The organism is Bradyrhizobium sp. Ken51, assembly GCF_055807435.1.
Genome location: NZ_JBVVPB010000010.1, coordinates 45,041 through 70,967 on the forward strand (window position 1 = coordinate 45,041; position 25,927 = coordinate 70,967).

Consider the following 25,927-nt stretch of genomic DNA (forward strand, 5'->3'; position numbering starts at 1 on the left):
GGGAGAAGGTGAAGGATAGCATAACATGAACACCGCCTTTCTCATTCAGCTCCTGGTCAACGGCCTCGTGGTCGGCACGCTCTATGGCGTGGTCGCGATGTCGTTCGTGCTGATCTACAAGGCCACGCAGGTCGTCAATTTCGCGCAGGGCGAACTCTTGCTGGTCGGCGCCTGGGTGTGCTGGACCCTGCTCGCGAAATATCAGGTGCCGTTCTGGATCGGCATGCCGATGACGCTGGTGTTCATGTTCGTGTTCGGCATCGCGGTGCAGGTTCTGATCCTGCGGCCGATGATCGGCGAACCCATCATCTCCGTCATCATGGTGACCATCGGCCTGTCCACCGTGCTGCAGGCGACGCTGAAATGGATGTTCGGCGTCAATCCGCAGCCGTTCCCGCGCGTGTTCGAGAGCCAGTCCGTCAGCCTGTTCGGGCTTCAGATCCAAACCGTCTATGTCATGAGCCTCGTGGTCTCGATCGCGATGATGATCGGCATGGCCTGGTTCTTCCGCGCCTCAAAGTACGGGCTTGCGATGCGCGCCACCGCGTTCAACCAGCAGGTCGCGCAATCTCTCGGCATTTCCGTGAAGAGCGTGTTCGCGATGGCTTGGGCGATCTCCGCAACGGTGTCGGCGGTGGCAGGCGTCGTTGTTGCCGTCGTGAACGGCGTATCCTCGGGCCTCGCCGCTTACGGCATTAAGGTGTTTCCGGCGGCGATCCTCGGCGGGCTCGATTCCGTCGGGGGCGCCGTGCTCGGCGGCATCATCATCGGGTTACTCGAGAACATCGCGCAATATGTCGACAGCGAATACCTTCACTGGGGCAATCTCTACGAGATCGCGCCGTTCTACGTCCTCATCATCGTGCTGATGATCAAGCCCTACGGCCTGTTCGGCACCCACGACATCGAACGGATCTGATACATGGCCGGCCCCGCGCTCATCCCTGCTGGTGATTTCCGCACCTCTTACGCGGCCGACACCACGATCTTTCCGACCACGACCAGCCGCAATTTTGCGATCGCCGGCGTAGTACTGCTCTGCCTCGTGCCGCAATTCCTTGGCGGGTACTGGCTCAGCATCCTGATTCAGATCGGCATCTTTTCCATCGCGGCCCTCGGGCTGAACATCCTGGTTGGCTTCACCGGCCAGATTTCAATTGGCCATGCCGCGTTCTTCCTGCTCGGCGCGTTCACGTCTGCCTACATCTCTAACGGCACATCGATCCCGGTGTTCTTCGCGATCCCCCTCGCGGGCGTCGTCACTGCGCTGGTCGGGCTGATCTTCGGCATCCCGGCGGCGCGGCTGAAGGGGCTCTACCTCGTGATCGCCACGCTCGCCGCGCAATATATCCTGCTCGACTTCTTCTCCCGCGCGGAGTGGTTCACCGGCGGCTCGGTGCCGGCCAGCGCCAATCCGTTCTCGATCTTCGGCTACACGCTGCGCGGCGACAGGCAATATTTCTACGTCGTACTCGCCTACGTAGTTGCAAGCTACGTCCTCGTCACCAATCTGATGCGCACCCGCGACGGCCGCGCGCTGGTGGCGATCCGCGACCATTATCTCTCCGCGGAGATCATGGGCATCAATCTCACCAAGTACCGCACGCTGTCATTTGGGCTCGCGGCGTTCTTCGCCGGCATCGCCGGCGCGCTCTACGCGCACTACCAGCTCGTGGTGTCGCAAGAGGGTTTCGGCATCGAACGCTCGATCCTGTTCCTCGCCATGATCATTATCGGCGGCACCGGTTCGATCATGGGCACGCTGATGGGCACCGCGTTCGTGGTGCTGCTGCCCGAGACGATGGAGTTCCTCAGCGTGACGCTGAAGGGCGGCGCGATCGACAAGGCGCTGTCGCTCAACAACAACATCACCTTCCTGCGCGAGATCGCGATCGGGGTGATCATCATCGCGTTCCTGATGTTCGAGCCGGACGGGCTCGCCCATCGCTGGCGACAGATCAAGGCGTATTGGAAACTCTACCCGTTCTCCCATTGAGCGCGGGCAACTCTCTAACCAACAAATAAACAGGAGGAGGCAACCAATGAAGACAAAATCCCTTTTGAGCACCGCATCGCTTGCACTGGCGATCGCCGCATTCTCGTCAGGCGCGCAGGCGCAGATCGCAATCGGGCATCTCGCCGATTATTCCGGCGGCACGTCCGACGTCGGCACGCCCTACGGCCAGGCCGTCGCCGACACCTTCGCCTGGGTCAACAAGAACGGCGGCGTTGGCGGCAAGCAGATCAACGTCGACACCAACGACTATGGCTACCAGGTGCCGCGCGCCATCGCGCTCTACAAGAAGTGGTCGGCGCCGGACTCCAAAGTCGCGGCGATCATGGGCTGGGGCACGGCAGACACCGAGGCGCTGACCGGCTTCCTCGCACAAGATAAAATCCCCGACCTCTCCGGCTCCTACGCCGCCGCCCTCACCGATCCCGAAGGCGTCAGCGGCAAGGCCAAGCCCGCGCCGTATAATTTCTTCTACGGTCCGAGCTATTCGGACTCGCTGCGCGCGATGCTGATGTGGGCAGCCGAAGACTGGAAGGCCAAAAGCAAGTCCGGCAAGCCGAAGTTCGTCCACATGGGGGCCAACCACCCCTATCCGAACGCGCCGAAGGCCGCCGGCGAAGCGATGGCGCAGGAGCTCGGCTTCGAGGTGCTGCCGCCGCTGGTCTTCGCGCTCGCGCCGGGTGACTATAGCGCGCAGTGCCTGAGCCTGAAATCCTCAGGCGCCAACTACGCCTATCTCGGCAACACCGCCGCGTCCAACATCTCGGTGATGAAGGCCTGCAAGACCGCCGGCGTCGACATCCAGTTCATGGGCAATGTCTGGGGCATGGACGAGAATGCCGCCAAGACCGCGGGCGACGCCGCCGACGGCGTGATCTTCCCGCTGCGCACCGCTGTAAGCTGGGGCGGCGATGCGCCCGGCATGAAGACGGTGATGGAGATCTCGAAGATGTCCGATCCTACCGGCAAGGTCTATCGCCCGGTGCACTACATCGCGGCCGTCTGCTCGGCGCTTTACATGAAGGAAGCGATCGATTGGGCCGCCAAGAACGGCGGCGCCACCGGCGAGAACGTCGCCAAGGGCTTCTACCAGAAGAAGGACTGGGTGCCATCAGGCATGGAAGGCGTCTGCAATGCCTCGACCTGGACCGACAAGGACCACCGCGGCACGCTGAAGGTCGATCTCTACCGCACCAAGATTGCGGGCGCGACCGACGGCGACCTCAACGACCTCATGGCTAAGGGCGCGATCAAGCTCGAGAAGGTCAAGACTGTCGAGCTTCCGCGCAAGCCGGAATTGCTGGGCTGGTAACCACAACATCGGACGTCATGGCCGGGCTTGTCCCGGCCATCCGCGCCTGACCACTCGGACGAAGTACGTGGATGCCCGGGCCAAGCCCGGGCACGACGAGCACAGCAAATTGGCGGCAACTGATATGACCGACACCCTCGAAGCAGCTCGCCCCTCCCCCGGCGTCGTACCCGCACCGCCTCTCCTCGGCGTGCGCAACATCGAGGTCGTCTACGACGACGTCATCTTGGTGCTGCGCGGTCTCAGCCTCGACGTGCCCAAGGGCGCGATCGTGGCGCTGCTCGGCGCCAACGGCGCCGGCAAGTCGACGACGCTGAAGGCGATCTCCGGGCTGCTCAAGACCGAGGACGGCGAAGTCACGCGCGGCGAGATCCTGTTCGAGGGCGAGCGCATCAACGGCATCGATCCCGACAAGATCGTCCGTCGCGGCATCTTCCAGGTGATGGAGGGCCGGCGCATCGTTGCCGACATGACCTCGCTGGAAAACCTCAAGCTCGGCGCCTTCACCCGCAGGGACCGCGAGATCGGCGCCGATCTCGACATGGTCTTCAACTACTTCCCGCGCCTCAAGGAGCGCACCGGGTTGGCGGGTTATCTCTCCGGCGGCGAGCAGCAGATGCTCGCGATCGGTCGCGCGCTGATGGCGCGCCCGAAGATGATCCTGATGGACGAGCCCTCGATGGGCCTGTCGCCGCTGCTGGTGAAAGAGGTGTTCTCGATCATCCAGAAGATCAACCGTGACCTCGGCGTCACCATTCTCCTCGTCGAGCAGAACGCCCGCGCCGCGCTGTCGGTGGCAAGCCACGGCTACATCATGGAGCAGGGCAAGGTCGTGCTCGACGGCACCGCGGACGAATTGCGCGACAACGAGGACGTCAAGGAATTCTACCTCGGCGGCGCCGGCGACCAGCGCAAAAGCTTCAAGAACCTCAAGAGCTTCAAGCGGCGCAAGCGCTGGCTTTAACCTTCCAGCACCTGCTCCGCTTCCGTGACTGCGCAGAGAACATGATAGAACGACGACGCAGGAATGGTGTCGATCAGCGATTTGCCGTCGCGGTCGAACTGGTCGTACCAGCCGCCCCGCACGGGATGGCTGAGATAATGGCGTTCGAGCCGCGCCAGCGCCATGCGCGCCTCGTCCGCCGCGCCCTCCTCGCCGGATTCGGCCTGCGCGATCCACGCCTTCGCGATCTCAGTCTGCGGCCACAGCCGGCGCGTGTTGCGGCGAATGTTGCCGGCGTCGTCACCCTCGTCGACCAGACAGCCGGTGGCTTCATCGCGATAGCGCAGCGCGGCTTCCAGCAGCTCGGCGCGCCGCTGTCCGGTCGGGCAGCCCGTGATGCGTTCGAATCCCTTCAGCAGCCAGACCCATTCCGCCTGATGGCCGGGCTCGACGCTGACCGGCGCGATCTTCGACCAGTCCTCTTCGAAATATTCGCCGAGCGCGCGCGTCCGCTTGTCGTAGAGATTGGCGAGGAACAGCGCGAAGAACTCGCCGGCACGGTTCTGGAACGACAAATCGTGGGTCGCGTCGAAGCACGCGATCATCGCCTCGAACAGATGCATGTGCGGGTTCTGCCGGCGCGGCAGCGAGACCGGAAGGCTCTCGTGGACGCCGCCGTGCGGCGAGCGCAGATGGCCGTCGAGGAAGGCGAGCAGCGCGTCGATCTCGGCGCGAATTTGTGCGTCCTGGTCGAGCGCATAGACGGTCGCGAGCGCAAACAGGATGAAGGCGTGGTCGTAGGCATCGCGCCGGCCGTCCAGCACCGCGCCCTCCGGCGTCAGCCGGTGCACGTAGCCGGGCCGGCCGTCGGGGGCCTTTGCCTTGGCGAGCAGATGCTCCAGCCCCTTGAGCGCGATGGCGCGCCCCTCAGGGTACCAGCCCATCTGCGCGGCCTTGGCATAGCACCAGATCTGGCGGGCCTGCACGAACACGCGTCGCGGCGCGATCACGTCCGCCGTGCCGTCGCGGTGCAGCCGATCGATGAAACCACCCGCGCCATGGTCCCAACCGACCGTCGACCACAGCGGCAGCGCCTCGTCGATCATGCGGCGCTTCAGGCGCGCGACGACGTCCGCCGCCTCGTCCGCCGCACTGATTCCCTCGTCCGCCATCGCGTCCCCTTCAAACCTCGCCCATGGCCGTCTGATACCCATGCCGGCGGCGGCACGCAACGGATGCCAACCCGGAAAGATCAGCCATGACCGCCCATTACGACGCCCTCGAGACGCGCGAACAAGCCGCGCGCGAGGCCGATCTGTTCGCCCGCCTGCCCGGCGTGCTGCGCTGTGCGATGACCGCGCCCGTCTATGCAGATCGCCTGAAAGGCGTGGATCCGGCGACCGTGACCTCCAGGGCGGCCCTGGCGGGCCTGCCGGTGCTGCGCAAGTCGGAACTGCCGGCCCTGCACAAGGCCTCGACGCCCTTCGGAGGGTTGGTCGCGGCGGCGCCCGGTTCGTTCGCCCGTCTCTTCACCTCCCCAGGGCCGATTTTCGAGCCGGAGGGGCGGCAAGCCGACCCCTGGCGCGGCGCACGGGCGCTGTTCGCGGCCGGGTTCCGACCTGATGACATCGTGCTCAACACCTTCAGCTACCATCTCACCCCCGGCGGCTTCATCTTCGATGCGTCGGCGCGCGCGCTCGGTTGCGCCGTGATCCCCGCAGGTCCAGGAAATACCGAGCAGCAATTCGAGCTGATCGAGGCCTACCGTCCTGTCGGCTACAGCGGCACGCCGGACTTCCTCAAGATCTTGCTCGATGCTGCCGCAAGCTCCGGCCGCGACGTCTCGTCGATCAAGCGCGCGCTGGTCTCGGGCGCAGCATTCCCACCCTCGCTCCAGGCGGAGATCAAGGCGCGCGGCATCGAGGCCTACCAGGCCTTCGGCACCGCCGATCTCGGCCTCATCGCCTTCGAGACCGTGTCGCGCGACGGCATGGTCGTGAATGAGGATCTGATCATGGAGATCGTCAAGCCCGGTACCGGCGATCCCGTGGCGCCCGGCGACGTCGGCGAGATCGTCGTGACCTCGCTCGACCCGCACCATCCCTGGATCCGGCTCGCGCTCGGCGATCTCACCGCGGCACTGCCGGGCACCAGCCCCTGTGGGCGCACCAACATGCGCATCAAGGGCTGGATGGGCCGCGCCGACCAGACCACCAAGATCAAGGGGATGTTCGTCCGCCCCGAGCAGGTCGCCGAGATCGGCAAGCGCCATTCCGCGCTCGGAAGATTGCGCCTCGTCGTCGCGCGCCAGGGCGAGGCCGATGCCATGACGCTGAAAGCGGAAACGGCTGCCGCGAACGACACGTTGCGCGAGGAGATTGCGGGCACCTTGCGCGCCGTGACGAAGCTCGGAGGCGAGGTTGAACTGGTGAGGCCCGGTGCGCTGCCGAACGACGGCAAGGTGATCGCGGACGAGCGGTGACACTGACCTCGTTCTGGTAACAGCGAATATTTCGCAACGCTGCGCCCTGTTCAAACGCTGCGCCCTGTTCAGGTGTAAATCAGCGCAAAAATCCCGGATATCCGAGGCTTACGCGCTTCTGGCGAGCAACGGGTGGAAAATAACAGGCAATTCCAGACCGCTATCAGGGAATGGCCTGGCAAAGAACAGCGAATTTGCCGAGCCGAAGCAGGGAAGCCGATCAGTGGTCCCAGCAAGTGCACGAGAACCATCTGATCTCCTGATCCGCCAGACCGTATGGACAGAGTGACACCAAGCTCGCCTGCATCGCTTCTTCGGGCACGCCAGCCAGCATCTTGTCACGCCCTTGTGATGAAATTCGAACACGCGATAGGAGGCCTCTACATTCGCCAATTGGACTCCCCCGCTACCCCCATAGCCCTATGAATCCGCAATATCGGATTTTGGGCGTTACCAACGCGGTGAGCCGCTCTCTGCTGAAGCACCCTCCTGGGCTAGCGTTTCTCCGGACCAGCGAACCTAAGGAGAAACGAACATGGGCGTCCGGTTTGATCAGCAGCGGCTTCAGGACGATCCGCCATGGCACGTCCGCCGCGCCCTCCCATCCACAAGCGCCGCGGTCGCCCACCTAACCATCCGGCACAGCAGGACTTTACGCTCGAGCAGATTGATAGGATCTATCCGTGGCTGTGCAGGCGGCTTAAGGCTGATCGGGCGGCGCAGGAGCGCACGGTCGAGCGAATCGCGCTCAGCGAGCGCGCTTACCGCCTGTTGGCATTTTGGGCGCGGAAGCGCTTGAAAAATGTAGATTGGACGACCCTCCGCAATAGCCACAGCTTTGGAAGGGCGGGCACCGTCACCCCGGAGAACGCTGCAGGGATTCGGAGGACTTCGAAGCGGAGATCGAGCGCCAGTATCCGCGGCCTTCCGATCCTGCACTGTAACCGCCAATTTCCGTGAGCGAATCCGAGGCCTGATCTGCAAAACCTCTCCGGAGCAATTCGCCCTAGGCCAACTCAATCAGGAGAAAAGTTTTGCAGATCGAGCACCTGTCAATTGACGCGTCGAAGCCCTACGCCGGCAATGTCCGCACCCATTCGCCGAAGCAGATCAAGCAGATCAAGCAGAGCATCAAGCGGTTCAGCTTCACCAATCCAATTCTGATCGATGATGAAGGTCGGGTCATTGCGGGTCACGGAGACTTGCAGCCGCAAGCATGCTCAGTCGACGCCCCGATCAGCTTCTCATCGCGCGTCACCAACGCTGCGCAGCACTTAATCCAACGCCTTTGGCCCACGCCCCTTTTCCCCAACAGCAAAACCTGAGGACCCTGAAGCCCCGTTGAATGCTGGCTTGCTCTCCTGCTGCGAGTCACTTTCGATGAGTAAAGCTTTCGGTAACCAAACAGTTCGTTTCGAGGCAGTCAGCGAACTGCACACACGCTGCTCATACACCTTTGCATCCCTTGTCGCCCACCATCCATATCCCTTAAAACATAGAGCTTTTTGCTTTCGATCGTTTCGAGCGATCGGCAGTTATGGGCACCTGAGTGCAGAAAAGTAGCAACACGCGGGGAAAATCCGGGGATTTCGTTCCTGCGCTGTTCATGGGTAAAATTCCCAGCATGACCGACGACCTCACCATGCGTCGGACCGTGATCGGCGGCGAAACCGCATCCGGCCATTACGAGGTGATCTGGGACGAGCTGTCGATCGGGCGGATCTTCCGTGGCGTCGGCGGCATCGACGGCTGGTCGTGGGCGGTCATCCTGCCGAACGTCCCCCAGCGCAACGAGCACCGCGGCGGCGCCCGCAGCCTCACCGAAGCTAAAGCCCGGTTCCGAACCGCCTGGGAGGATCTGCACGGGCAAATCGGCTACGACCAGATCCAGATGGCGCGCGAGATCCAGGGCCGGCGCCGGCCGTGGCACAAGGCCGGAACGAATCGTCCCTGAAGGACTCGAATCCACGTCTGTGTTGCGTGGAGTTGGTCGGTGGCGTTGCGGCGCGGAAAGCGGACCGAGATCGGGACCAAGGCGCCCTTCCCGGGCTTCATCGAGCCGGTGCTTGCAGGTCGACCGGGTCCCGCGCGGCGACTTCGCAGATCTGCAGAAGAGTCTCGCCGGCAACGCCACAAATATCGGATGATCGCCTTCGACCTGCTCTATCTTGAAGGCCGGGACCTGCGCTGCCTGCCGCTGCTGGAGCGCAAGGCGGCACTGAAAGCGCTGATATCAGGAACGCCGATTGCCTACAGCGAGCATTTCGACATTGGCGGAGACGAGCTTCTTCGGCGCGTCTGCAAAGGCGAGCTCGAGGGCGTCGTCTCCAAGATCACCGACTCGCCCTATGGCGGCGTGCGCGGCAATTACTGGGTCAAGACGACGTGCGCGCATCGCGAGACGCTGGCGATCGCCGGCTTCAAGATCAAGGACAACCGCTTCGACGTCATCTATGTCGGCCGGCAGGACGGCGACGAGTTGCTCTATGCCGGCAAGGTCGAGCACGGCTTCGAGGACGCGGCCGTGAGGGAGCTGCAGCGCCGGCTGCAGAAGCTGGTGCGCAAGACGCAGCCGTTCGCCAGGCGCATCCCCAATACGGGCATCTGGGTCGAGCCACGCCTTGCTGCGGAGTCGAGTATCGCGCCAAATCGGCCAACGGCCGCCTGCGGCATCCGACGTTAAAGGGCCTGCGCGAGGATCTGTAACCATGGCGCAGCTGACACCCGCAGAGCAGATCGAGCAGAGCTACGACCTCGCCATGATGGCGCTGGCCGACTACCTCACGCGCGAGAGCGATGCCAAGGCCACCATTGGCGGTTGACACAACCAGGGCCCGCTGTTTTAACTCGTGGCCTTGGGGGAAAACCATTTGAAATCCGAAAGATCAGTTGGAATCGATTGCCTCCGCGCAATCGCCATCATCTGGGTGCTGCTTTATCATTTCGTCCCGTTGCAGGTCTTTAACCGCGGCACTTTCGGCGTCCTGCTGTTCTTCATCATCAGTGGCTATTGCATCGCGTTCAGTGTCGAAACGTCAGAAACAGCCTGGCACTTCTACGCGAAGCGGCTCGGCCGCCTGGTGCCGGGCCTGGTCTTCTGCGGGTTGCTGACGACGCTGTTCAAATATTTTGCACCTGACCTCGTCGAGGCCGGGCGCGGGATGAACTGGCTGTCTTACTTCTACATGCCATTCGGGCTTGCGACGCTTAACATTCTCCAAAAGAACTACGTGCTGCCGGACGGCGCCTACTGGTCCCTGGTGGTGGAGTTCCAGTTTTACGTCTTCTGCTTCCTGATGATGGCAATCGGCCTGCGGCAGCGATTGATCGCGCTCCTCTGCGCGTTCGTCGCCTTTCGCACGGTCACCACCAGCACCGACTATTATACCAATAACGATTTCTTCCCTTTCTTCATTGCCGGCATGAGCGTGGCGGCGCTCATCAGAGGGCGCACCGTGGAAGGCATCGCGGGGATCGTGGTGGCGTTTTCAGTTGAGCTTTATCATCTGAAATTCCACGTCAAACAGCCTTCAGTTCCGATCGAGATGTATCGATCGCTGTTACTGTGGACGGGCACGGCGCTGGTCTACCTCACCGCGCGGTATGACTACCTCTTGCCGCGCGCCTTCCGCGCGCTCGCTTTCATCGGCGTTATCAGCTATCCGCTTTACCTAATCCATCAGGATGTCGGGATGATGATCCTGCAATGGGCGCATGTCGGCCGTGAGTCCACGACCGACCTGCTCATTCGGGCTTTCGTGCTGCCGGCGTTCCTCGCCGGCATCGCCTGGCTGGTCTACGTCGTCGTCGAGAAGCCAACGATGAAGCCGCTGACAGCCTTCCTGACCAATCCGCTCGGTTTCTTACCGTACCGGACCGACGTCGGCTCGGCATCGACCGCTTCGCCGGCAGCTAGCAGCGTCTGCTCGGAACCTCGAATGTCCGAGCATGCACCATGAAAATCATTCTCGATTAGAACGTTTTTGCTTGCAGATCCGGTCGGGCGAACTGAAACTGTTCCTCACCTATGGTGTGCAAACCCCGCCGACGGCGCACAGGCCACGTGCCGGGACAGGTCGACCACGACCTTGACCTCGATGGCGACGAACACAAGACCGATCGCCGCCAGACACACGGCAAACCCCGTCCGCCAGTTCATGTCACGCTCTCCTCATTTGCAGTAGCGCTTAGCCAGCATGATCGAGAGCCGGCTGTGGCCGCGATCGCGCGCCAGCCTCTCCGCCGCGACTCTGCTGCCGCCGGCTTCCGCGACCAGCGCATGCGCGCCCGCGCAGAACGCCGGCAAGACGGCACACTGAAACCCCTCGGCCATCGCGATGTAGCGGGCCGCGAAGAAACAGGCATAGGGTCGACATGGCGCTGCGCGCCGGCGCGGCGACGCCGGCGGCGAGGATCGCCGCGAGCAGGAGAATCCGACGCATGGTTGGTCTGCCCTATTGCCCGCCGTTCCAGCGGCTATCGGTGAGCCGGTTGAGCGCGTTGAGAATGCCGCGATTCAACTCGACCAGCTGGTCTAGGTCACGGACGATGTCGAACGAATTGCCGTCGAGATGGCCGAGCTGCTTGTAGGCCTCCCAGCGCCAGCGCTTCTCCTGGTCGCTCATCTCGATGGGCACAGTGCGCGCGCCCTCGCCTTCGTCGCGCGTGCGCTGGTTGTCCTGCAGGTCCTTGCGGATTGCCCAGAAGCGCTGGCAGCCACCACCAGGCCGATGACGATGCCCTGCACCAATGGCCAGGGCCCCAGTGCCTTAAGAAGCTCTTCCACCACCCGATAAGCCGCGTCGAGCTCGCCCACCACCAACATCGTCCAGAACGGCACCCCGGGCGACATGAAGCCCTGCTCGATCGACATCTTGACCCCCGCCAGCTCGAACTGCACCCACATCACCGCGCAGGCCGCGGCCGTCACGGCGCGGATCATCGGGCCGACGCGGCGGCCGCGAACTTGGCGGCCGTTCAGCAGCAGCCCGGCCAGGCGCGCCCAGCCGATCGCGAACAGGCAGCACGCCGTGAACCAGGTCGTCATCACCAGCGTGATCCACTCGAACGCCCGAGGCGCGCAGGATCTGCGGCGAGACGAACATCGCCACCGCCAGCCACAGCATGGCGATGGTGATGAGCCATTCGAAACGGCGGCCCTCGAGGTAGTAGTTGAGCAGACGCATGGTCGCGCCCTCACGGCCGATAGATGCGGAAGTCGACGTCCCATAGCGGCGACGACACGCCGAAATTACCATGTCCGCCGCGATGGTGGCCCTGGTGCAGGCGCCGCATCATCGCGCCATAACGATCGAAGCGGCGGGCGGCGAAGTGGTGCATGCTAGATGGATCGTGCAGTAGACGAGATAGCCGAGCATCAGCCCGGCCGTCGTCGCACAGGCGATCGCGATGCCGGCCGTCGCGGCGCATGCGAGCCACGCGGCAGCGAACCGCCCGGCCGTGCCCCAGCTCGCCACTCCGATGAACGGCCTCGGCCGGCGATGATGCTCGTCATGCAGCGCGGTGGCGGACCGTGAAACAGGCCGCGGGTGAGTCCAGTATTCGGCGAAGGTCCAGGCGCCGGCGCCGGCCAGCAGCGTGCCCCGATCGCCACCCCGTCGAGCTCGAGCTGCAGCGCCAGCCAGATCTGTTTCGGGTAGCTTGATCCGCACATGGGTCATTCACGGCGGGCTCCGCCGGGCTAAGGACGTTAGCGGCCTCAGCGTCAACTGGCGTGTCCAGCAGATCAGCGCTTCGCCGCGTTACCAGCCAATTCCATCGCTAGGTCCAGAGCTGCAACTCCAATTTGATCTGAAGAATTAGATTTGCAGCGCCGGTCCATCCAAGCAACGATCGCGGAGAAATCGCCGCCCCCGACAATGTCCCTCTCGGCACTCACGTTTAGTCCGCTGACGAAGCCCACGACCGAGGATTGAAAGGCTGCCTTCACGACCAAGTTCTTCTTCCTATTCAGCCAAGCGGTACAAGATTGCGGGCCAGCACCCACGATCGTTGATCCGGCGTTCAGCGGCGTGGGCAAGAGTAGCATCATCACAATGGCAAGCGCTCGTTTCATCTCTCCCTCGATCAAACTTCCATGGAGGCTTTATCTGTTCAGTTTCTTAGGCCAGCTTATCCGTTCCGTTTGCGCACTTTCCAGGACGAGAACTCACCGCAACGTCGCGAGAAACGCCGGAGTGGTCGCTCAGTTGCACCCTTTTGGTTTCCGGGGCTGCGAGAGTGCGGCACAGTCATGCGCCCTAAGCCGCAATTGCTCTCCGGCTGGTCAACTGCAGCTGATAGCGACACGCCCCGCTTCCCAGCCACGCCAGCGCCGCGGAGCAAACGGCTGAAAGCAACGCGCTCCAGAACAAGGACCGTCCACGGGCGGCGCTGATCGAACGCAGATGCAAGAAAGCTCCGAGAAGCTTCCCGTAGTTCCTTCGGAATTCTCCATTAAGCTTGGCTATTTCCGGCAGATCGGACAAAGCATTGCATTCTTCGGACATTTGGCTGCACTCCATTTGCGATTGGACCAGCACCCCAAAAACCACTGTTTTGCCCGACGACGCAAGCTCTGATTCGGTTTTTCGATGTACCTGCGTATGGCGATGGGCACTTCTACGCCGATCGACTATCTCAGGCTTGAATCCGGCCAGTGAGGAACCTCATCGGCTGGACGAGATCGACGCAAGCTCTGCCGCACCATTGCGTAGATTACAAACAGACAGATAGTGACCGCGACAGCCAGCAGCGGGAAAATGTAGTTCATGCAGCCTCCAACACTTTGAAATACTAGCAGCCCGTCCAATCGGCGCGACGTTCTCCGGCCTGAGACCCCCGCCGTTGCCGCGAGAGGGCAGCCTTCTCATACCGTTCCAAGCTCGACAAATATCTCATTTGCTTTGGTTCCGCGCCCTCAATCACCGCCAAGATCAGAACTAACCTAAGAGCTCGCAGGCGATCCTGGCAACTCCTAGCTTGAGCCAGATCTTGAATTCGATTTCCATGCCCGTACCTTTGAAGTCTTCCGCAAGGACTGCATCGAAGCCAGAACCGGCGGGTTCGTCCCAACGAGATAAGCCATGCCTATAGGCGTTGCGGCTCGATGCTGCTTTGCCAGCGCTTGTTTGCGGCCCGGTGCTCCTCGCTGCGTTTGCGCGATTGGCTTCGATTTGTCGCTTTGACGCCAACTTGCCTCCTTGATTTCTCTACTTAGCAATCGAGCAATGCGTTTGTCGCGAAGACCACGGCCTCAATCCTCGGTTCCGGCTCCTCCGCGATGCGACGGATCCGGAGGATACGAGCGATCCGTCAACAACGGGGCAATGAACGTATGGAGGTTTGATCCATCAAACAGATAGGCTGCTATTCCGGCCGCTTGAGCCGCAGCAAGATCGCTCTGCTTGTCGCCGATCATGAAGCTAGCATCGATATCCGCCGAGTACCGCTCAAGGAGGGCTCTGATCATCCCCGGCTGCGGCTTACGACAGTAGCAGAGGACACGAAAACGCTCAACCAGACCATCGGGGTGCTGTGGGCAATTCGAACGCATCGATACGGGCACCAGCGATGGCAAGTTCACGCGACATCCATTCGTGCAGATTGCGCACATGCCGCTCCTCATAAAGCCCGCTCGCAATTCCTGATTGGTTGGTCGCTACAAATGCAAAACATCCTTGCGTCATTCACTGCTTTGACGGCCTCTTGGGCTCCTTCTACCACCGGATCTCCCGGGATCGAAAGCATAGCCGTCGTCCTCGTTGAGGACGCCATCACGATCGAGAGGCGAGACGCCTCTGCTCTTCAACATCGAAACGCCGCGACCAAGGCTGGAGGCCGTTAAGGTCGTCGATATGTCATCGTCGAATGCTTGGGGCGAGTTCGCTGCAACCTATCTCCGCACCAAGGATGCCCACGGGAAGCACGAGCTCTCTAAGGCTAAGTTGAAGAAGCTCGTGCCCGAGGATGCCAAGGAGGCAAGCGGGCACGGGATCAACGCCAAGGCTGGCTTTGGCCCAGGCCACAAGGTCGTCGCTATCCCCTAGGGTCGCCAGTTGGGCCAGGAGCCGCTCCGCGGAGATCGACGTCAGCGCTGTCACCGAATTGCACTGGGCGTCTGCGCAATCCATAAGCCCGGTACGGCTGAGACCCACCATAGTACCGCGGCCCACCGTATTGAGCCGGATAGTATCGCTGCCCGCCTCCTGGTCCTGGGGAGGCAGGTAGCCGTTCGGATAGCAAAAACCGTCTCGAGCACTCAGGTCCCAACCGTTTGCGCAAGGCGGCGGATGCCTCGGCACGCGGTACTGTACTTCGAGAGCGCGGCGGAGCCCACGGCTGGCGACGTCTGGCCTCCATAAAGAGCAAGTACTGCCGCAATCGTAGTAACCAACATCGTATTTTCTCCTGCGCAGCCAAACGACAGCTGGGGGCGCTGAATGCAACATGAAAGTGGAAGACGTCGGCGGGCGGACTCCGTCAAATTCGTCGGAATTGGCGCCACCGGAACCTTGCATCGCCCGATCGGCTCCCGTATTAGCAGACGATCAGCGAACCGGGCATGCGCCTTTGTGGCCGAGAAAATTCGGCCCTCCCTGGACCCAAACGTGCTTGAACGATCCCTCGTCACCATCGCCGAGACCGAAACCATTGAGGAAGCCTTCCGGCGCCTCAATGCGAACATGCTCGGGATCCTGTTCGCGCAGGACGCGGGCGGACGGATCGTCGGCGCGGTGACTGACGGCGACATCCGCAGGCGCATGCTGACCGGCACTACGATTCAGGACAGGGTGGCTACCTGCATCAATCGCAACTTCGTCTGGGCGCGCAGCGGCGGGCCGCGCGAGCAAATCCTCAAGCTGCTCGACCAGCGCGTGCACGTGGTGCCCATCCTCGATAGCGAAGGACGGCTGGTCGACGTGTTCAGCCGCGAGCTGTTCAACTTGTCGGAAGAGAGCGAAGTCTTCGCGCGCGCGCGCTCGCCCGTGCGGATCAGCTTCTCCGGCGGCGGCACCGACCTGACGCATTATTTCGTGGCAAATGACGGCGGCGCGGTTATCAATGCCACGATCAAGATGTACGCTCACGCGACGCTGCGGCGGCGAAACGATCCCAGCATCCGGATCTATTCGCACGATTTCCGCCGCACGATCGAGGCCGACGATCTTGCAGACCTTGGCTCGGGCGGCGATCTCGCCCTGATTAAATCGGTCGTGCGCCTGATCAAGCCGACTTACGGTTTCGAGCTCGAAGTCTCCGCCGACTTCCCGGTCGGCTCCGGCCTCGGCGGCTCGGCAGTTGTCTCGTCTGCCATCATCGGCTGCTTCAACGAATTTCGCAGCGACCAGTGGGACCGCCACGAGATCGCGGAGATGGCGTTCCAGGCCGAGCGGCTGATGTTGAACATCCCCGGCGGCTGGCAGGATCAATACGCCACCGTGTTCGGCGGCTTCAATCACATGGAGTTCTTTTCCGACCAGAACACCATCGTGCCGCTTCGTCTGGATCCTAACATCATCGCCGAGCTCGAGGAGAGCTTGGTGCTCTGCTACACCGGCTCGGGCCGCGATTCCGGCGCCATCCACCGCGATCAGAAAGCCCAGCACGAGACCAGCGACGCCGTCGCTGCGGCCGCCAAGCAGAAGGAAGTGACGCGCGACATCCGGCGACATCTGCTGCGCGGCCAATTGCTGGAGTGCGGCCGGCTGATCGACGAAGCCTGGCACGCCAAGCGGAAGCTGAGCTCGAAGATCTCGTCGGACTCGATCGATGCGATCTACGATTTCGCGAAGCAGCACGGTGCGGTCGGCGGCAAGCTGCTGGGCGCCGGTGGCGGCGGCTATTTCATGTTCTTTGTGCGTCCGTTCGAACGCTACCAGCTCATTGCTGCACTGGAACAGCAGGGGCACAGCTGTTCGCGCATCATGTTCGAAGAAAACGGGCTGCGGACGTGGAAGTCGCGCTTTCCCGCGCGATTCGCCTGACGATATGAGATGAGAATGTTGATGACATCGCCCCAACAGCCCGCCCCGGTCCGCATCGGCGACCGTCTTCTGGGAGACGGCCAACCCTGCTACGTCATCGCCGAGATCGGCAACAACCACAATGGCGACTTCGATCGCGCCATCGCGCTGGTCGATGCCGCGGTCGCGGCCGGTGCCGATTGCGCCAAATTCCAGATGCGCAAGCTCGACGAGGTCTATCGCGCTTCGAGCCTGTCCGGGAAGGACGACGACCTCGCCGTCGAATATACGCTCGATCTACTGCGCCGCTTCGAACTCCCGACCGAGCAGCAGAAGAAGATCGCCGAGTACTGCGCGGCAAAGGGTATCCAGTATCTCTGCACGCCCTGGGACGTGAAGAGCGTCGCCGTGCTCGAAGGGTTCGGCGTCAAGGCCTACAAAGTCGCTTCCGCCGATCTCACCAATCTGCCGCTGCTCGCGTGCCTTGCCGCCACCGGCAAGACGCTGATCGTCTCGACCGGCATGAGCACGACGGACGAAATCAAGACCGCGGCGAAATTCCTCGACGACCGCGATGCGAGCTACGTGCTACTGCACTGCCAGAGCACGTATCCGGCCGCGCTCCACAACATCCATCTGCGTTTCATGGAAACGCTGCGCGAGATCCATCCGATCGTCGGCTATTCGGGCCACGAGCGCGGCGTTGCCGTTTCTACGGCCGCGGTGGCGCTTGGCGCCGTCGTGATCGAACGCCACATCACGCTCGACCGCGGGATGGAAGGCCCGGACCACGCCGCGAGCCTCGAGCCGGAGGAATTCAAGACGCTGGTCTCGGGCATCCGCGAGGTGGAGGCGGCGCGCGGCGAGAAGCTGGCTGAGCGCGCGCTGAGCCAGGGTGAGCTGATCAACCGTGAAAATCTTGCCAAGAGCCTGGTGGCCGCGCGCGACCTTCCGGCAGGCACCGTGATCTCCGACAGCGACATCGCCGTGAAGAGTCCGGGTCAAGGGCTGTCGCCGCTGAAGATGCCGGCCCTGCTCGGCCGCAAGCTGACGCGGACGATGGCGGCCGATGACTATTTCTTCCAGAGCGACCTCGATGAAGGCATCGCAAAAGCGCGGCGTTACCGCTTCGACCGGCCCTGGGGCGTGCCGGTGCGCTATCATGACACCGAGCGCTTCCTGGAGATCTGCGAGCCCGATATCATCGAGTTCCATCTCAGCTACAGCGACATGGAACGCGATCCCGCGACGTATCTCTCCGGCACCTATGATCTCGGCTTCGTCGTGCATGCGCCGGAGCTGTTTGCCGGCTCCAAGCTGATGGACCTCGCAACTCCCGACGAGTCGCTGCGGCGATATTCGCTGGAGCAGACCCAGGCCGTGATCGACATCACCCGCGGCCTGAAGAAATTCTTTCCCAAGACGAAGCGCCCGCCCATCGTCGCCAATATCGGCGGTTTCACCATGGACGAGCCATTGCCGCCGGAGGCGAAGGCCGAGCGCTACCGCATCTTCGCCAAGAGCCTCAAGGAGCTCGACATGGACGGCGTCGAGCTGACGCCGCAGACCATGGCGCCGTTCCCATGGCATTTCGGCGGCCAGCGCCACCAGAACATCTTTATCTTCCCAGAGGAATCCGCCGCGTTTTGCGCCAAGCATGATCTGCGGATGTGCGTCGACATCTCCCACACCAAGCTCGCCGCCAATCATTTCGGCTTCGACTTCGCACAAGGCTTGGCGCAGCTCGGGCCGCACACCGCGCATCTGCATTTCGGGGACGCCAAGGGGCTCGACGGCGAAGGGCTCCAGGTCGGCGAAGGCGAGATCGATTTCGACGAGATCGGACGGGTGCTGCGCAAGCATGCGCCGACCGCGTCCTTCATTCCCGAAATCTGGCAGGGCCACAAGAACATGGGTGAAGGCTTCTGGGTCGCGCTCGAGCGTCTCGAGGGGCATATCTGATGGCGCGCAAGACGCTGGCCGTGATCGCCGCGCGCGGCGGCTCCAAGGGCATTCCGCACAAGAACCTGCTCGATCTCTGCGGCAAGCCGTTGATCGCGTGGACGGTCGAGCAGGCACGCGCGGCGCGCGGCGTCGACGTCGTGGCAGTCTCTTCCGACAGCGACAATATCCTTGCCGCGGCCGAAGCCGCCGGCGCCATCGGCGTGCGGCGCCCCGCAGACATTTCGGGTGACCTCGCCTCCTCCGAATCCGCCTGGCTACACGCACTCAATGCGATCGACGAGCGAATGGGACGGTGCGAGCGGATCGTCGCCCTCCAGGCGACGTCACCGATCCGCGAGTCCAGCGACATCGAGGACGCGCTTGCGACCTTCGATCGCGACCATCTCGACAGCCTGCTCTCGGTTTGCGAGGTCGAGGATTATTTCAACTGGCGTATCGGCGCGAGCGGGCCGGAGCCGATCAACTACGACTATCACAATCGGCGCATGCGGCAGCAGATCGAGAAGCGCTACCTGGAGAACGGCTCGTTCTACGTCCTGATCCCATCACTCCTGCGCGAGCAGAACAATCGTCTCGGCGGCAAGATCGGCTTTCACGTGATGGATCGTCACAAGATGTTCCAGATCGATCGTCCCGAGGACGTCAAGCTTTGCGCCGCCATCATGCATAGTTACGGCTATGCCTGACCTCAGCCCCTTCTCTCTCGCCGGCAAGATCGCGGTCGTCACCGGCGCCTCCCGCGGCATTGGCGCTGCGATCGCGACCGGCCTGCAGGATGCGGGCGCTACGGTGTTCGGCCTCAGCCGTTCCGGGACTGCACCACAGGGCGTGAGCCCGATTGCCTGCGACCTCTCCGATGACGAGGCCATCGAGAGCGCATTCCGCATCGTGGCCGCACAAGGCGGACGCATCGACGCGCTGGTCAACGCCGCCGGTATCAGCCTGCCGGCCCAAAGCGCCGGGAGCGAGCTCGCGCGCTTCCGTGCCACGATCGCAACCGACCTCACCGGCGTCTACGCCACCATCCTTGCCGCCCATCCACTTTTGAAGAACGCGGGTTCCGCTGCGATCATCAACGTCACCAGCATCAATTCGGTCCGCGGCTTTCCCGGAAATCCCGGCTACGTGGCGGCGAAGGCCGGTCTTGCCGGACTGACGCGTGCGCTCGCCGCCGACTATGCGCCCGACGGCATCCGCGTCAACGCACTCGCGCCCGGCTATGTCGCGACCGAGATGACCGCGAAGAGTTTTGTCGATCCCGACATGCACGAGGCGCGGCGTCGCCACACGATGCTCGGCCGTTGGGGACAGCCCGCCGACATGGTGGGAGCCGCAATCTTCCTGGCGTCGGAAGCCTCCGCCTATGTGACCGGACAGGAGCTCTTCATCGACGGCGGTTGGACCACAAAGGGCCTCGCCATCAACTCGGACAAGCAACCGTGACCGCAACGCTCGAACGCATCGGCTTCATGCAAGGCAGGCTTTCGGCTCTCGTCGACGGGAAGATCCAGGCATTCCCCTGGGACGAGTGGGGCGAGGAATTCTCGCGTGCGAAAGAGCTCGGCCTGACGCGGATGGAATGGACCATCGATCAGGAACGGCTGCGCGAGAACCCGCTGACGACCGAGCCGGGCCAACAGGACATTCTGGCGCTGTCACGCGAGAACGGCGTGCGGATTCCGAGCCTGACCGGCGACTGCTTCATGCAGGCGCCGTTCTGGAAGGTCGATGCCGTCGTGCGCGACGCGCTCGTCGCCGACCTCGATCTGCTGATCGCCTCCTGTAGCCGCATCGGCATCGAATTCATCGTGATCCCGCTGGTCGACAACGGCAAGATCGAGCGCGAGAGCGATAGCGATACGTTGAAGCGCGTGCTGCTCGCTCGCTCCGAGCAGCTTGCAAGACGGAGCGTCAAGATCGTCTTCGAATCCGATCTGCCGCCGCGCGAGCTCGCCCGGTTCATGGAGGCCTATCCAGCCGACGTCTTCGGCATCAACTACGACAGCGGCAACAGCGCCTCGCTCGGTTATGACAGCGACGACGAGATCGGCGCCTACGCGCCGCGCATCCTCAATGTGCACGTGAAAGACCGCGTCCGCGGCGGCACGACCGTGCCGCTCGGCACCGGCAACGCAGACCTTGCCAAGACGATCCGGCTGATCGAGCGATCCGGCTACAAGGGCCAATACATCCTGCAAACCGCGCGTGCCGCCGACGGCGACCACGCCGGCGCGCTGGCAAAATACCGCGACATGACGGTTCGCTGGATCGAGGACGCGGCGCGATGAAGCTCGAGCTGGACGATCGCGTCGCACTCGTCACCGGCGCCAGTCGCGGGATCGGGCTTGCAATCGCGACAACGCTCGCGGCAGAAGGCGCCAAGGTGGCAGTTGCGGCGCGCGGCGCCGATGCGCTGAACACCGCGCGCCCGACGGTCGGCGGACGGAGCTCGATTCACATCGCCGACGTCACCGATCCCGCCGCCGCGGCGAACCTTGTTCAGGAGGTCGAAAAGCAGTGGGGCCGGCTTGACATCCTCGTCTGCAATGTCGGCAGCGGCGCGTCCGTGCCCCCGGGGCAGGAAACTGCGGCGGAGTGGTCGCGGGTGATGGACCTCAATCTGTTCGCCACCACCAACATGATCGAGGCCGCCAGACCGCTAATGGGCCGTGGCAGCGGCGACCGCGCCATCGTCTGCATCTCCTCGATCGCTGGCATGGCCGCACTCGGCGCGCCGGTCACGTACTACGCCGCCAAAGCGGCGCTGAATGCGACCGTGCGCGGTCTGGCGCGGCCGCTGGCGCTGGAAGGCATCCGCATCAATGCAGTCGCGCCCGGAAACATCTTGAGCCCGGACGGTACCTGGGCGCGCAAGATCGCCGAAAACAAGCAAGCGGTCGACGACATGCTCCAGCGCGAAGTGGCGCTACGCCGGCTCGGCACTCCCGAGGAGATCGCCGACGTCGTCGCCTTCCTTGCTTCGCCCCGCGCCGCCTTCATCACCGGCAGCGTGCTGGTGGCCGACGGCGGCCAGCTCAGAAGTTGAACAGGAGCCATCGATGGCAAATCCCTCCTCCCGCTACGACCTGACCGGACGGACCGCGCTCGTGACCGGCGCCGGCGGCCTGTTGGGCAAGCAGCATGTTGCGGCGCTCAGCGAAGCCGGCGCGCGCGTAGTCGTCACCGATGTCGGCTTGGCGCAGGCCGAAGCCGCCGTCGCCGCGTTGAAGCAGATCGCCGCTTCAGCCGATCTGATCGCGCTTGCGATCGACGTCACCTCGCTCGACTCGGTGCGTGCTGCGAACGAGCAACTCGCAGGCCGCGGCATCACCGTCGACATCCTCGTCAACAACGCCGCCATCGACCCCAAGGTGACGTCGAGTCCGGGCGTCATGCACTCCTCGCGCTTCGAGGCGTTCCCGGTGCCGCAATGGCAGACCGAGATCGCCGTCGGCCTGACTGGCGCGATGTTGTGCGCGCAGGTGTTCGGCGGCGACATGGCCAAACACGGGCGCGGCGTGATCCTCAACATCGCCTCCGATCTCGGCGTGATCGCGCCGGATCAGCGGCTTTACCGTCAGCCGCATGTGACACGCGAAGAGGAACAGCCGGTGAAGCCGGTGACCTACTCGGTGATCAAGCACGGCTTGATCGGGCTGACGAAATATCTGGCGACCTACTGGGCCGATCACGGCGTGCGCGTCAACGCGATCTCGCCGGGCGGTGTCTTCAACAACCAGGATCCCGCCTTCGTCGAGCGGCTGACGCGCCTGATCCCGATGGGCCGGATGGCCGAAGTCGAGGAGTACCGCGCCGCCGTGCAATTTCTCTGCTCCAACGCATCGAGCTACATGACGGGACAGAACCTGGTCATGGATGGCGGGCGGAGCGTGTGGTGACAACGATGACAAAATTGGCTCCGGCTGCAACGCCCGAGGCGGCTGGTAGGCGGCGATGTTCGACCTGAGCCGCTCGAAGAATGCCACGTCACCTGCGCTCGACCTGCTGCGCGCACTGGCCGCGCAAATGGTCTGCGTTGGCCACGCCGTAGCCTTCTTCGTGGCGGATTGGCGGCCTACGCATTTTGCTCTGATTCAGAACGTCGGCGTATTGATTTTTTTTCTAATTTCCGGGTTCTTGATAACGCATACGCTCGTGCAAAGATCAAAGGACCCGGCATACGGATTCCTGCAATTCTGCATCGAGCGATTTGCGCGCATTTACACCGGCTTGATCCCCGCACTGGTGTTCGTCATCGTTGTCGACGGCATTGCGGTCTATTACACGGGCGATCCGAGCATCCTGCGCTACTATACGTTTGGAACGCTGATCGCCAATCTCTTCATGCTTGAAGGATATCGAGGCGTCCTTCCGGATTACTTGCAATGGTCGGCGTTCGGATCGGCAGCCCCGCTCTGGACGCTGGGGATTGAGTGGCACATCTACATTTTCGTTGGCGCCCTCTTCTTCATTGCCCATCGACCGCGATCGGGGTTGCCCCTCATTCCGATCGCGATCTTCTTTGGTCAGACCCCCATGCATTTTCTGTTCGGGTCTTTCCAGGCCCATGGTCTGGGCTTCGCGCTGTTCACTCTCTGGCTCCTTGGTGGCCTGATCTACTTTACCGACCGTCTTTCAATTGCTAAACTTATACCCTCAGCCATGATCGGCATCGTGAGCATTGGCGCGTTCGTCGCGGTGACGCGCACGGGAGCGGAATACAATCTTCTTTCATATGTCCTGCTTGCCGCAGCCTTCTTCGGACTGGTGGCAGCGACGCAATCGATGCACGCCGTCACCTCGCCCGCTGTTTCCACATCGATCTCCTTTGCGGCCGACTACTCCTTCTCGCTCTACCTCGTCCATCATACCATCATGTACGCGACGTGGATGAGCTTCCCGGCAAGGGGCATCGGCATGTTCGTCATAACCGTCGCGGCCTCCAATCTGGTCGCGATAGGGGTCGCTGCGATCGGGGAGAAGCACCACCGCGCATTCGCGCGTTGGCTGACTCGCCTATTGAGCCGCGGCGCGAAGCAAGATCGTATCACGGCAAGCTAGATCTGCTCCGAACAGCCTCGGCCCGCGCCCACAGCGCGATAACGGCTTGCTGGTGCCGTAGGTGATCGTGGTCCTCGTCCCGGAGCGCACGGCATAGACGGCGCAACACATCGACCCGCGGATCGCGAACGTTCGCGCCGGCTTGCTTCGTCGTCGAGAACGGGTCCAACTGGTCCACGACGACACGTCCGCCCTCGCCTTGCCGGCCAAAAACGCGGAAGTAGGTTTCGGCTGACCGGCTGTCGACCCGCAGGACAACCGGCGGCAAATTTTTGCCGACCAGAGTTGCCTCCCATGCAGCCGTCTCGTTCTCCGCAGGTCCTACGACCGTCGATCTCGACACATCTTCATAGCCGCACTCGGCCAGCAACGCGATCAGGTGGATGCCGTAGAAGCGGAGCGCGCCGCCTCCGCTCTCATCGAACCTCTTCCAGTTCACCAGATCGGCACGGTAGTGATGCGCTAGAAAACTCCACTGCACAGAGATAACGTCGAAACCTTCGCTGAGAGCTGTGCGGAGCTGCTCTGCCCACGGCAGGAAGCGGAAAGAGTAACCGACTCGGTACCGCTTGCCGGCCCGATCAAGCTGCTGGAGGAGTTGCGCCGCAAGCTGCGGGGTCGGCGCGAGCGGCTTTTCCAGGCCAAGATCGTGGATGCCGGGCATCTGGGTGAGCCGCGGAATCCAAGCGGCCTGGTCGGCCGGACGAAGCGCAACCACCGCGCCATTCGATCGCGCCAGCGCTTCGTCGGTGCCGGCGCACCAGATCACCTCGGGCACGTATTGTGCGAGCTCGCTCCGTCCGCCGACGACCGCCCGGTAGCGCTCCGGTAGCGCCACCTTGATCCCGCACTCGATCAGCGCGGGCAAATATCCGTACATCCCGAAACCCGATCCAAGGATCGTGAAGAGGGGTGCCTCAGGCATGGAAATCGTCGGCGCCGAGCACGTCGACCACCGGGCCCTTGTAGCCGTTGTCGGAGAGATATTGGCGGATCTCGCGCGAAATGTGCCAGGCCAAATTGAGCACCGGCTTGCTCTGGTCGCCATGCGCGAACAATTCGTCGTCAGACGCGATCGGAATGCGAGTGCCCGGCACGTAATGTCCGATCTTGATCGAGCCCGGCTTTTCGTGAACCGCGACGATCTCCTTTTCCGTCAGGCCGAGCAGCTTGACCAGAATGGCGGCGCGGCCGGGAAAGGCCTTGGCGCGAATGGGTCCGTGGGCCGCGATGATCTTCTTGAGCTCTTCGCCCTTACGCGCCCTCCAGAGCAGGACGTCGCGCGCGAGTTGGGCAAACTCGACCTGGAAATTGTTCTCGCGGGCAACGACATCGGCCGCGACGGCATCGCTCTTCGCCGCGCGCCCGAGGACGACGCGGATGTTGCCGCCATAACGCGCCGGAAATTCGACATTGACGATGTCGAGCCCGAGCGACTTCGCGATGAAGCTGAACGACTTGTACGAATAGGTGCGAGGATGTTCGTGATAGAAAGTATCGAATTGGTGTCGGTCCAGCACCGCGCCGAGATAGTGGTTCTCGATCACGATCACCGTGTCCGGCCCAAGCAGCACCTTCAGCGCCGCGAGCACGCCCTTGAGATCCTCGATGTGGGCGAACACGTTGGTGAAAGTGATTATGTCGGGCGTACCGACGTCGCGACGAATTTCGGACGCGGTCTCGGCGCTGAGATAGTTCTGCACCACGAAATGGCCCTTGGCCGCGGCATCCTGGGCCGCGCCGGTTGGCTCGATGCCGGCCGTCCTGGCGCCGGCCTCGCGAAAGAAGTCGAGCAGGCTGCCGTCATTGCAGCCGATGTCGAGCGCGATCTTGCCGGTCAAGGGCCCCATCCGCTCCGCGCACGTCGCGACGAGACTCTTCATCCCGGAGAGCACGTCGGCCGTGAAGCGCGAGCGATAGTGATAATCCCCGGGAAACAAATCCTCCTTCGGGACCTGGAAACGCTGATGGCCGGTGGCGCACGTCGGACAAAAATCGATCTTGATCGGGTATTCACGGCACTGACGCGAATCGCCGACCGTCACCAGATCGTCGCACAGCGGGTGCAGGCCGAGATCGAGCACCGGCACGAGCTTGTCGCTGCCGCAGACTTCGCAGCTCTTGATCTCGGTGAGCGATCGCGTCGACGTGGTGGTCATCAGATTGAATCCAGTTGGCGGCCCAA

The 25,927-nt window shown here is 62.8% G+C and carries 26 protein-coding genes and 1 pseudogene; 18 read left to right on the forward strand and 9 right to left on the reverse strand.

From position 1 onward, the window contains the following. Window positions 1-25: 25 nt before the first annotated feature. From AC0L27_RS18360 to AC0L27_RS18375, 4 genes are all read left to right on the forward strand, one after another. Window positions 26-919 (forward strand): branched-chain amino acid ABC transporter permease, encoded by an 894-nt coding sequence (locus AC0L27_RS18360; protein ID WP_007612526.1) that lies wholly within the window; start codon window positions 26-28, stop codon window positions 917-919. Window positions 920-922: 3 nt separating this feature from the next. Beyond that, a complete protein-coding gene (locus tag AC0L27_RS18365; RefSeq protein ID WP_473308625.1) occupies window positions 923-1,996 on the forward strand; it encodes a branched-chain amino acid ABC transporter permease in 1,074 nt (357 codons plus the stop codon). 46 nt (window positions 1,997-2,042) lie between these two features. Beyond that, a complete protein-coding gene (locus AC0L27_RS18370; RefSeq protein ID WP_473308624.1) occupies window positions 2,043-3,326 on the forward strand; it encodes an ABC transporter substrate-binding protein in 1,284 nt (427 codons plus the stop codon). Window positions 3,327-3,450: 124 nt separating this feature from the next. After that, window positions 3,451-4,290 carry an ABC transporter ATP-binding protein gene (locus AC0L27_RS18375; protein WP_473308623.1) on the forward strand — a complete coding sequence of 280 codons (840 nt, stop codon included), beginning with the start codon at window positions 3,451-3,453 and terminating at the stop codon, window positions 4,288-4,290. On the opposite strand, the gene AC0L27_RS18380 is transcribed toward AC0L27_RS18375, so the two are convergent. Further along, on the reverse strand, window positions 4,287-5,441 hold the full coding sequence (locus tag AC0L27_RS18380) for an AGE family epimerase/isomerase (RefSeq protein ID WP_473319912.1): 1,155 nt from the start codon (window positions 5,439-5,441) through the stop codon (window positions 4,287-4,289). The genes AC0L27_RS18375 and AC0L27_RS18380 overlap by 4 nt on opposite strands. A gap of 86 nt (window positions 5,442-5,527) precedes the next feature. Between AC0L27_RS18380 and AC0L27_RS18385 the strand changes: the two genes are divergently transcribed. From AC0L27_RS18385 to AC0L27_RS18405, 5 genes are all read left to right on the forward strand, one after another. Then, a complete protein-coding gene (locus tag AC0L27_RS18385; protein WP_473319913.1) occupies window positions 5,528-6,751 on the forward strand; it encodes a phenylacetate--CoA ligase family protein in 1,224 nt (407 codons plus the stop codon). A 1,034-nt stretch (window positions 6,752-7,785) separates the two neighbouring features. Continuing rightward, a complete protein-coding gene (locus AC0L27_RS18390) occupies window positions 7,786-8,076 on the forward strand; it encodes a ParB N-terminal domain-containing protein (protein WP_473319915.1) in 291 nt (96 codons plus the stop codon). A 299-nt stretch (window positions 8,077-8,375) separates the two neighbouring features. After that, window positions 8,376-8,705, forward strand: coding sequence for a hypothetical protein (locus AC0L27_RS18395; protein WP_473308619.1), 330 nt, complete (start codon window positions 8,376-8,378; stop codon window positions 8,703-8,705). Window positions 8,706-8,894: 189 nt separating this feature from the next. Next, a complete protein-coding gene (locus AC0L27_RS18400) occupies window positions 8,895-9,434 on the forward strand; it encodes an ATP dependent DNA ligase (RefSeq protein ID WP_473308618.1) in 540 nt (179 codons plus the stop codon). 166 nt (window positions 9,435-9,600) lie between these two features. Continuing rightward, on the forward strand, window positions 9,601-10,710 hold the full coding sequence (locus tag AC0L27_RS18405; protein WP_473308617.1) for an acyltransferase family protein: 1,110 nt from the start codon (window positions 9,601-9,603) through the stop codon (window positions 10,708-10,710). A 62-nt stretch (window positions 10,711-10,772) separates the two neighbouring features. Here AC0L27_RS18405 and AC0L27_RS18410 read toward each other — a convergent pair whose 3' ends face one another. The 6 genes from AC0L27_RS18410 to AC0L27_RS18435 all read right to left on the reverse strand — a co-directional run bounded on the left by AC0L27_RS18410 (window position 10,773) and on the right by AC0L27_RS18435 (window position 14,336). Continuing rightward, window positions 10,773-10,910: a hypothetical protein gene (locus AC0L27_RS18410; RefSeq protein ID WP_473308616.1), complete on the reverse strand. Its 138-nt coding sequence runs from the start codon at window positions 10,908-10,910 to the stop codon at window positions 10,773-10,775. A 295-nt stretch (window positions 10,911-11,205) separates the two neighbouring features. Continuing rightward, a complete protein-coding gene (locus AC0L27_RS18415) occupies window positions 11,206-11,388 on the reverse strand; it encodes a hypothetical protein (RefSeq protein WP_473308615.1) in 183 nt (60 codons plus the stop codon). Next, window positions 11,373-11,798, reverse strand: a complete 426-nt coding sequence (locus AC0L27_RS18420) for a hypothetical protein (protein WP_473308614.1) — start codon at window positions 11,796-11,798, stop codon at window positions 11,373-11,375. Before AC0L27_RS18420 ends, AC0L27_RS18415 begins: the two co-directional genes overlap by 16 nt. A gap of 247 nt (window positions 11,799-12,045) precedes the next feature. Further along, complete coding sequence (locus tag AC0L27_RS18425) at window positions 12,046-12,432, reverse strand: hypothetical protein (protein WP_473319916.1); 387 nt, start codon at window positions 12,430-12,432, stop codon at window positions 12,046-12,048. A gap of 65 nt (window positions 12,433-12,497) precedes the next feature. Further along, the gene (locus AC0L27_RS18430; protein WP_473308612.1) at window positions 12,498-12,827 is read right to left on the reverse strand and encodes a hypothetical protein; all 330 of its coding nucleotides are present in this window, start codon (window positions 12,825-12,827) and stop codon (window positions 12,498-12,500) included. Between the two features lie 1,179 nt (window positions 12,828-14,006). Next, a complete protein-coding gene (locus tag AC0L27_RS18435) occupies window positions 14,007-14,336 on the reverse strand; it encodes an HAD hydrolase-like protein (RefSeq protein ID WP_473308611.1) in 330 nt (109 codons plus the stop codon). Between the two features lie 202 nt (window positions 14,337-14,538). Here AC0L27_RS18435 and AC0L27_RS18440 point away from each other — a divergent pair. From AC0L27_RS18440 to AC0L27_RS18480, 9 genes and pseudogenes are all read left to right on the forward strand, one after another. Continuing rightward, a pseudogene (locus AC0L27_RS18440) lies at window positions 14,539-14,799 on the forward strand (hypothetical protein); the annotation flags it as partial. 561 nt (window positions 14,800-15,360) lie between these two features. Next, a complete protein-coding gene (locus tag AC0L27_RS18445; RefSeq protein WP_473319918.1) occupies window positions 15,361-16,737 on the forward strand; it encodes a GHMP family kinase ATP-binding protein in 1,377 nt (458 codons plus the stop codon). A 21-nt stretch (window positions 16,738-16,758) separates the two neighbouring features. Continuing rightward, complete coding sequence (locus AC0L27_RS18450; RefSeq protein ID WP_473319920.1) at window positions 16,759-18,678, forward strand: N-acetylneuraminate synthase family protein; 1,920 nt, start codon at window positions 16,759-16,761, stop codon at window positions 18,676-18,678. Then, the gene (locus AC0L27_RS18455) at window positions 18,678-19,367 is read left to right on the forward strand and encodes an acylneuraminate cytidylyltransferase family protein (RefSeq protein ID WP_473308608.1); all 690 of its coding nucleotides are present in this window, start codon (window positions 18,678-18,680) and stop codon (window positions 19,365-19,367) included. Before AC0L27_RS18450 ends, AC0L27_RS18455 begins: the two co-directional genes overlap by 1 nt. Then, entirely contained in the window at window positions 19,360-20,124 is a 765-nt protein-coding gene (locus AC0L27_RS18460) for an SDR family oxidoreductase (protein ID WP_473308607.1), read from the forward strand. Before AC0L27_RS18455 ends, AC0L27_RS18460 begins: the two co-directional genes overlap by 8 nt. Further along, window positions 20,121-20,969, forward strand: a complete 849-nt coding sequence (locus AC0L27_RS18465) for a sugar phosphate isomerase/epimerase family protein (RefSeq protein WP_473308606.1) — start codon at window positions 20,121-20,123, stop codon at window positions 20,967-20,969. The genes AC0L27_RS18460 and AC0L27_RS18465 overlap by 4 nt, the downstream gene beginning before the upstream one ends. Next, window positions 20,966-21,727, forward strand: a complete 762-nt coding sequence (locus tag AC0L27_RS18470) for an SDR family NAD(P)-dependent oxidoreductase (protein WP_473308605.1) — start codon at window positions 20,966-20,968, stop codon at window positions 21,725-21,727. Before AC0L27_RS18465 ends, AC0L27_RS18470 begins: the two co-directional genes overlap by 4 nt. 13 nt (window positions 21,728-21,740) lie before the next feature. Continuing rightward, on the forward strand, window positions 21,741-22,580 hold the full coding sequence (locus tag AC0L27_RS18475; protein WP_473308604.1) for an SDR family oxidoreductase: 840 nt from the start codon (window positions 21,741-21,743) through the stop codon (window positions 22,578-22,580). A 55-nt stretch (window positions 22,581-22,635) separates the two neighbouring features. After that, window positions 22,636-23,742: an acyltransferase family protein gene (locus tag AC0L27_RS18480; RefSeq protein WP_473319922.1), complete on the forward strand. Its 1,107-nt coding sequence runs from the start codon at window positions 22,636-22,638 to the stop codon at window positions 23,740-23,742. On the opposite strand, the gene AC0L27_RS18485 is transcribed toward AC0L27_RS18480, so the two are convergent. After that, the gene (locus tag AC0L27_RS18485; RefSeq protein WP_473319925.1) at window positions 23,729-24,667 is read right to left on the reverse strand and encodes a Gfo/Idh/MocA family oxidoreductase; all 939 of its coding nucleotides are present in this window, start codon (window positions 24,665-24,667) and stop codon (window positions 23,729-23,731) included. The two genes, AC0L27_RS18480 and AC0L27_RS18485, sit on opposite strands and share 14 nt — an antisense overlap. Beyond that, window positions 24,660-25,901 carry a class I SAM-dependent methyltransferase gene (locus tag AC0L27_RS18490; protein WP_473319927.1) on the reverse strand — a complete coding sequence of 414 codons (1,242 nt, stop codon included), beginning with the start codon at window positions 25,899-25,901 and terminating at the stop codon, window positions 24,660-24,662. The genes AC0L27_RS18485 and AC0L27_RS18490 overlap by 8 nt, the downstream gene beginning before the upstream one ends. Window positions 25,902-25,927 lie beyond the last annotated feature (26 nt).

Excerpts from the sequence above, each read along its gene's own strand:
- AC0L27_RS18360 (WP_007612526.1), top strand. The coding sequence starts at position 26 with ATGAACACCGCCTTTCTCATTCAGCTCCTGGTCAACGGCCTCGTGGTC.
- AC0L27_RS18365 (WP_473308625.1), top strand. The coding sequence starts at position 923 with ATGGCCGGCCCCGCGCTCATCCCTGCTGGTGATTTCCGCACCTCTTAC.
- AC0L27_RS18370 (WP_473308624.1), top strand. The coding sequence starts at position 2,043 with ATGAAGACAAAATCCCTTTTGAGCACCGCATCGCTTGCACTGGCGATC.
- AC0L27_RS18375 (WP_473308623.1), top strand. The coding sequence starts at position 3,451 with ATGACCGACACCCTCGAAGCAGCTCGCCCCTCCCCCGGCGTCGTACCC.
- AC0L27_RS18380 (WP_473319912.1), bottom strand. The coding sequence starts at position 5,441 with ATGGCGGACGAGGGAATCAGTGCGGCGGACGAGGCGGCGGACGTCGTC.
- AC0L27_RS18385 (WP_473319913.1), top strand. The coding sequence starts at position 5,528 with ATGACCGCCCATTACGACGCCCTCGAGACGCGCGAACAAGCCGCGCGC.
- AC0L27_RS18395 (WP_473308619.1), top strand. The coding sequence starts at position 8,376 with ATGACCGACGACCTCACCATGCGTCGGACCGTGATCGGCGGCGAAACC.
- AC0L27_RS18400 (WP_473308618.1), top strand. The coding sequence starts at position 8,895 with ATGATCGCCTTCGACCTGCTCTATCTTGAAGGCCGGGACCTGCGCTGC.
- AC0L27_RS18410 (WP_473308616.1), bottom strand. The coding sequence starts at position 10,910 with ATGAACTGGCGGACGGGGTTTGCCGTGTGTCTGGCGGCGATCGGTCTT.
- AC0L27_RS18420 (WP_473308614.1), bottom strand. The coding sequence starts at position 11,798 with ATGACGACCTGGTTCACGGCGTGCTGCCTGTTCGCGATCGGCTGGGCG.
- AC0L27_RS18425 (WP_473319916.1), bottom strand. The coding sequence starts at position 12,432 with ATGACCCATGTGCGGATCAAGCTACCCGAAACAGATCTGGCTGGCGCT.
- AC0L27_RS18430 (WP_473308612.1), bottom strand. The coding sequence starts at position 12,827 with ATGAAACGAGCGCTTGCCATTGTGATGATGCTACTCTTGCCCACGCCG.
- AC0L27_RS18450 (WP_473319920.1), top strand. The coding sequence starts at position 16,759 with ATGACATCGCCCCAACAGCCCGCCCCGGTCCGCATCGGCGACCGTCTT.
- AC0L27_RS18455 (WP_473308608.1), top strand. The coding sequence starts at position 18,678 with ATGGCGCGCAAGACGCTGGCCGTGATCGCCGCGCGCGGCGGCTCCAAG.
- AC0L27_RS18460 (WP_473308607.1), top strand. The coding sequence starts at position 19,360 with ATGCCTGACCTCAGCCCCTTCTCTCTCGCCGGCAAGATCGCGGTCGTC.
- AC0L27_RS18470 (WP_473308605.1), top strand. The coding sequence starts at position 20,966 with ATGAAGCTCGAGCTGGACGATCGCGTCGCACTCGTCACCGGCGCCAGT.
- AC0L27_RS18475 (WP_473308604.1), top strand. The coding sequence starts at position 21,741 with ATGGCAAATCCCTCCTCCCGCTACGACCTGACCGGACGGACCGCGCTC.
- AC0L27_RS18480 (WP_473319922.1), top strand. The coding sequence starts at position 22,636 with ATGTTCGACCTGAGCCGCTCGAAGAATGCCACGTCACCTGCGCTCGAC.
- AC0L27_RS18485 (WP_473319925.1), bottom strand. The coding sequence starts at position 24,667 with ATGCCTGAGGCACCCCTCTTCACGATCCTTGGATCGGGTTTCGGGATG.
- AC0L27_RS18490 (WP_473319927.1), bottom strand. The coding sequence starts at position 25,901 with ATGACCACCACGTCGACGCGATCGCTCACCGAGATCAAGAGCTGCGAA.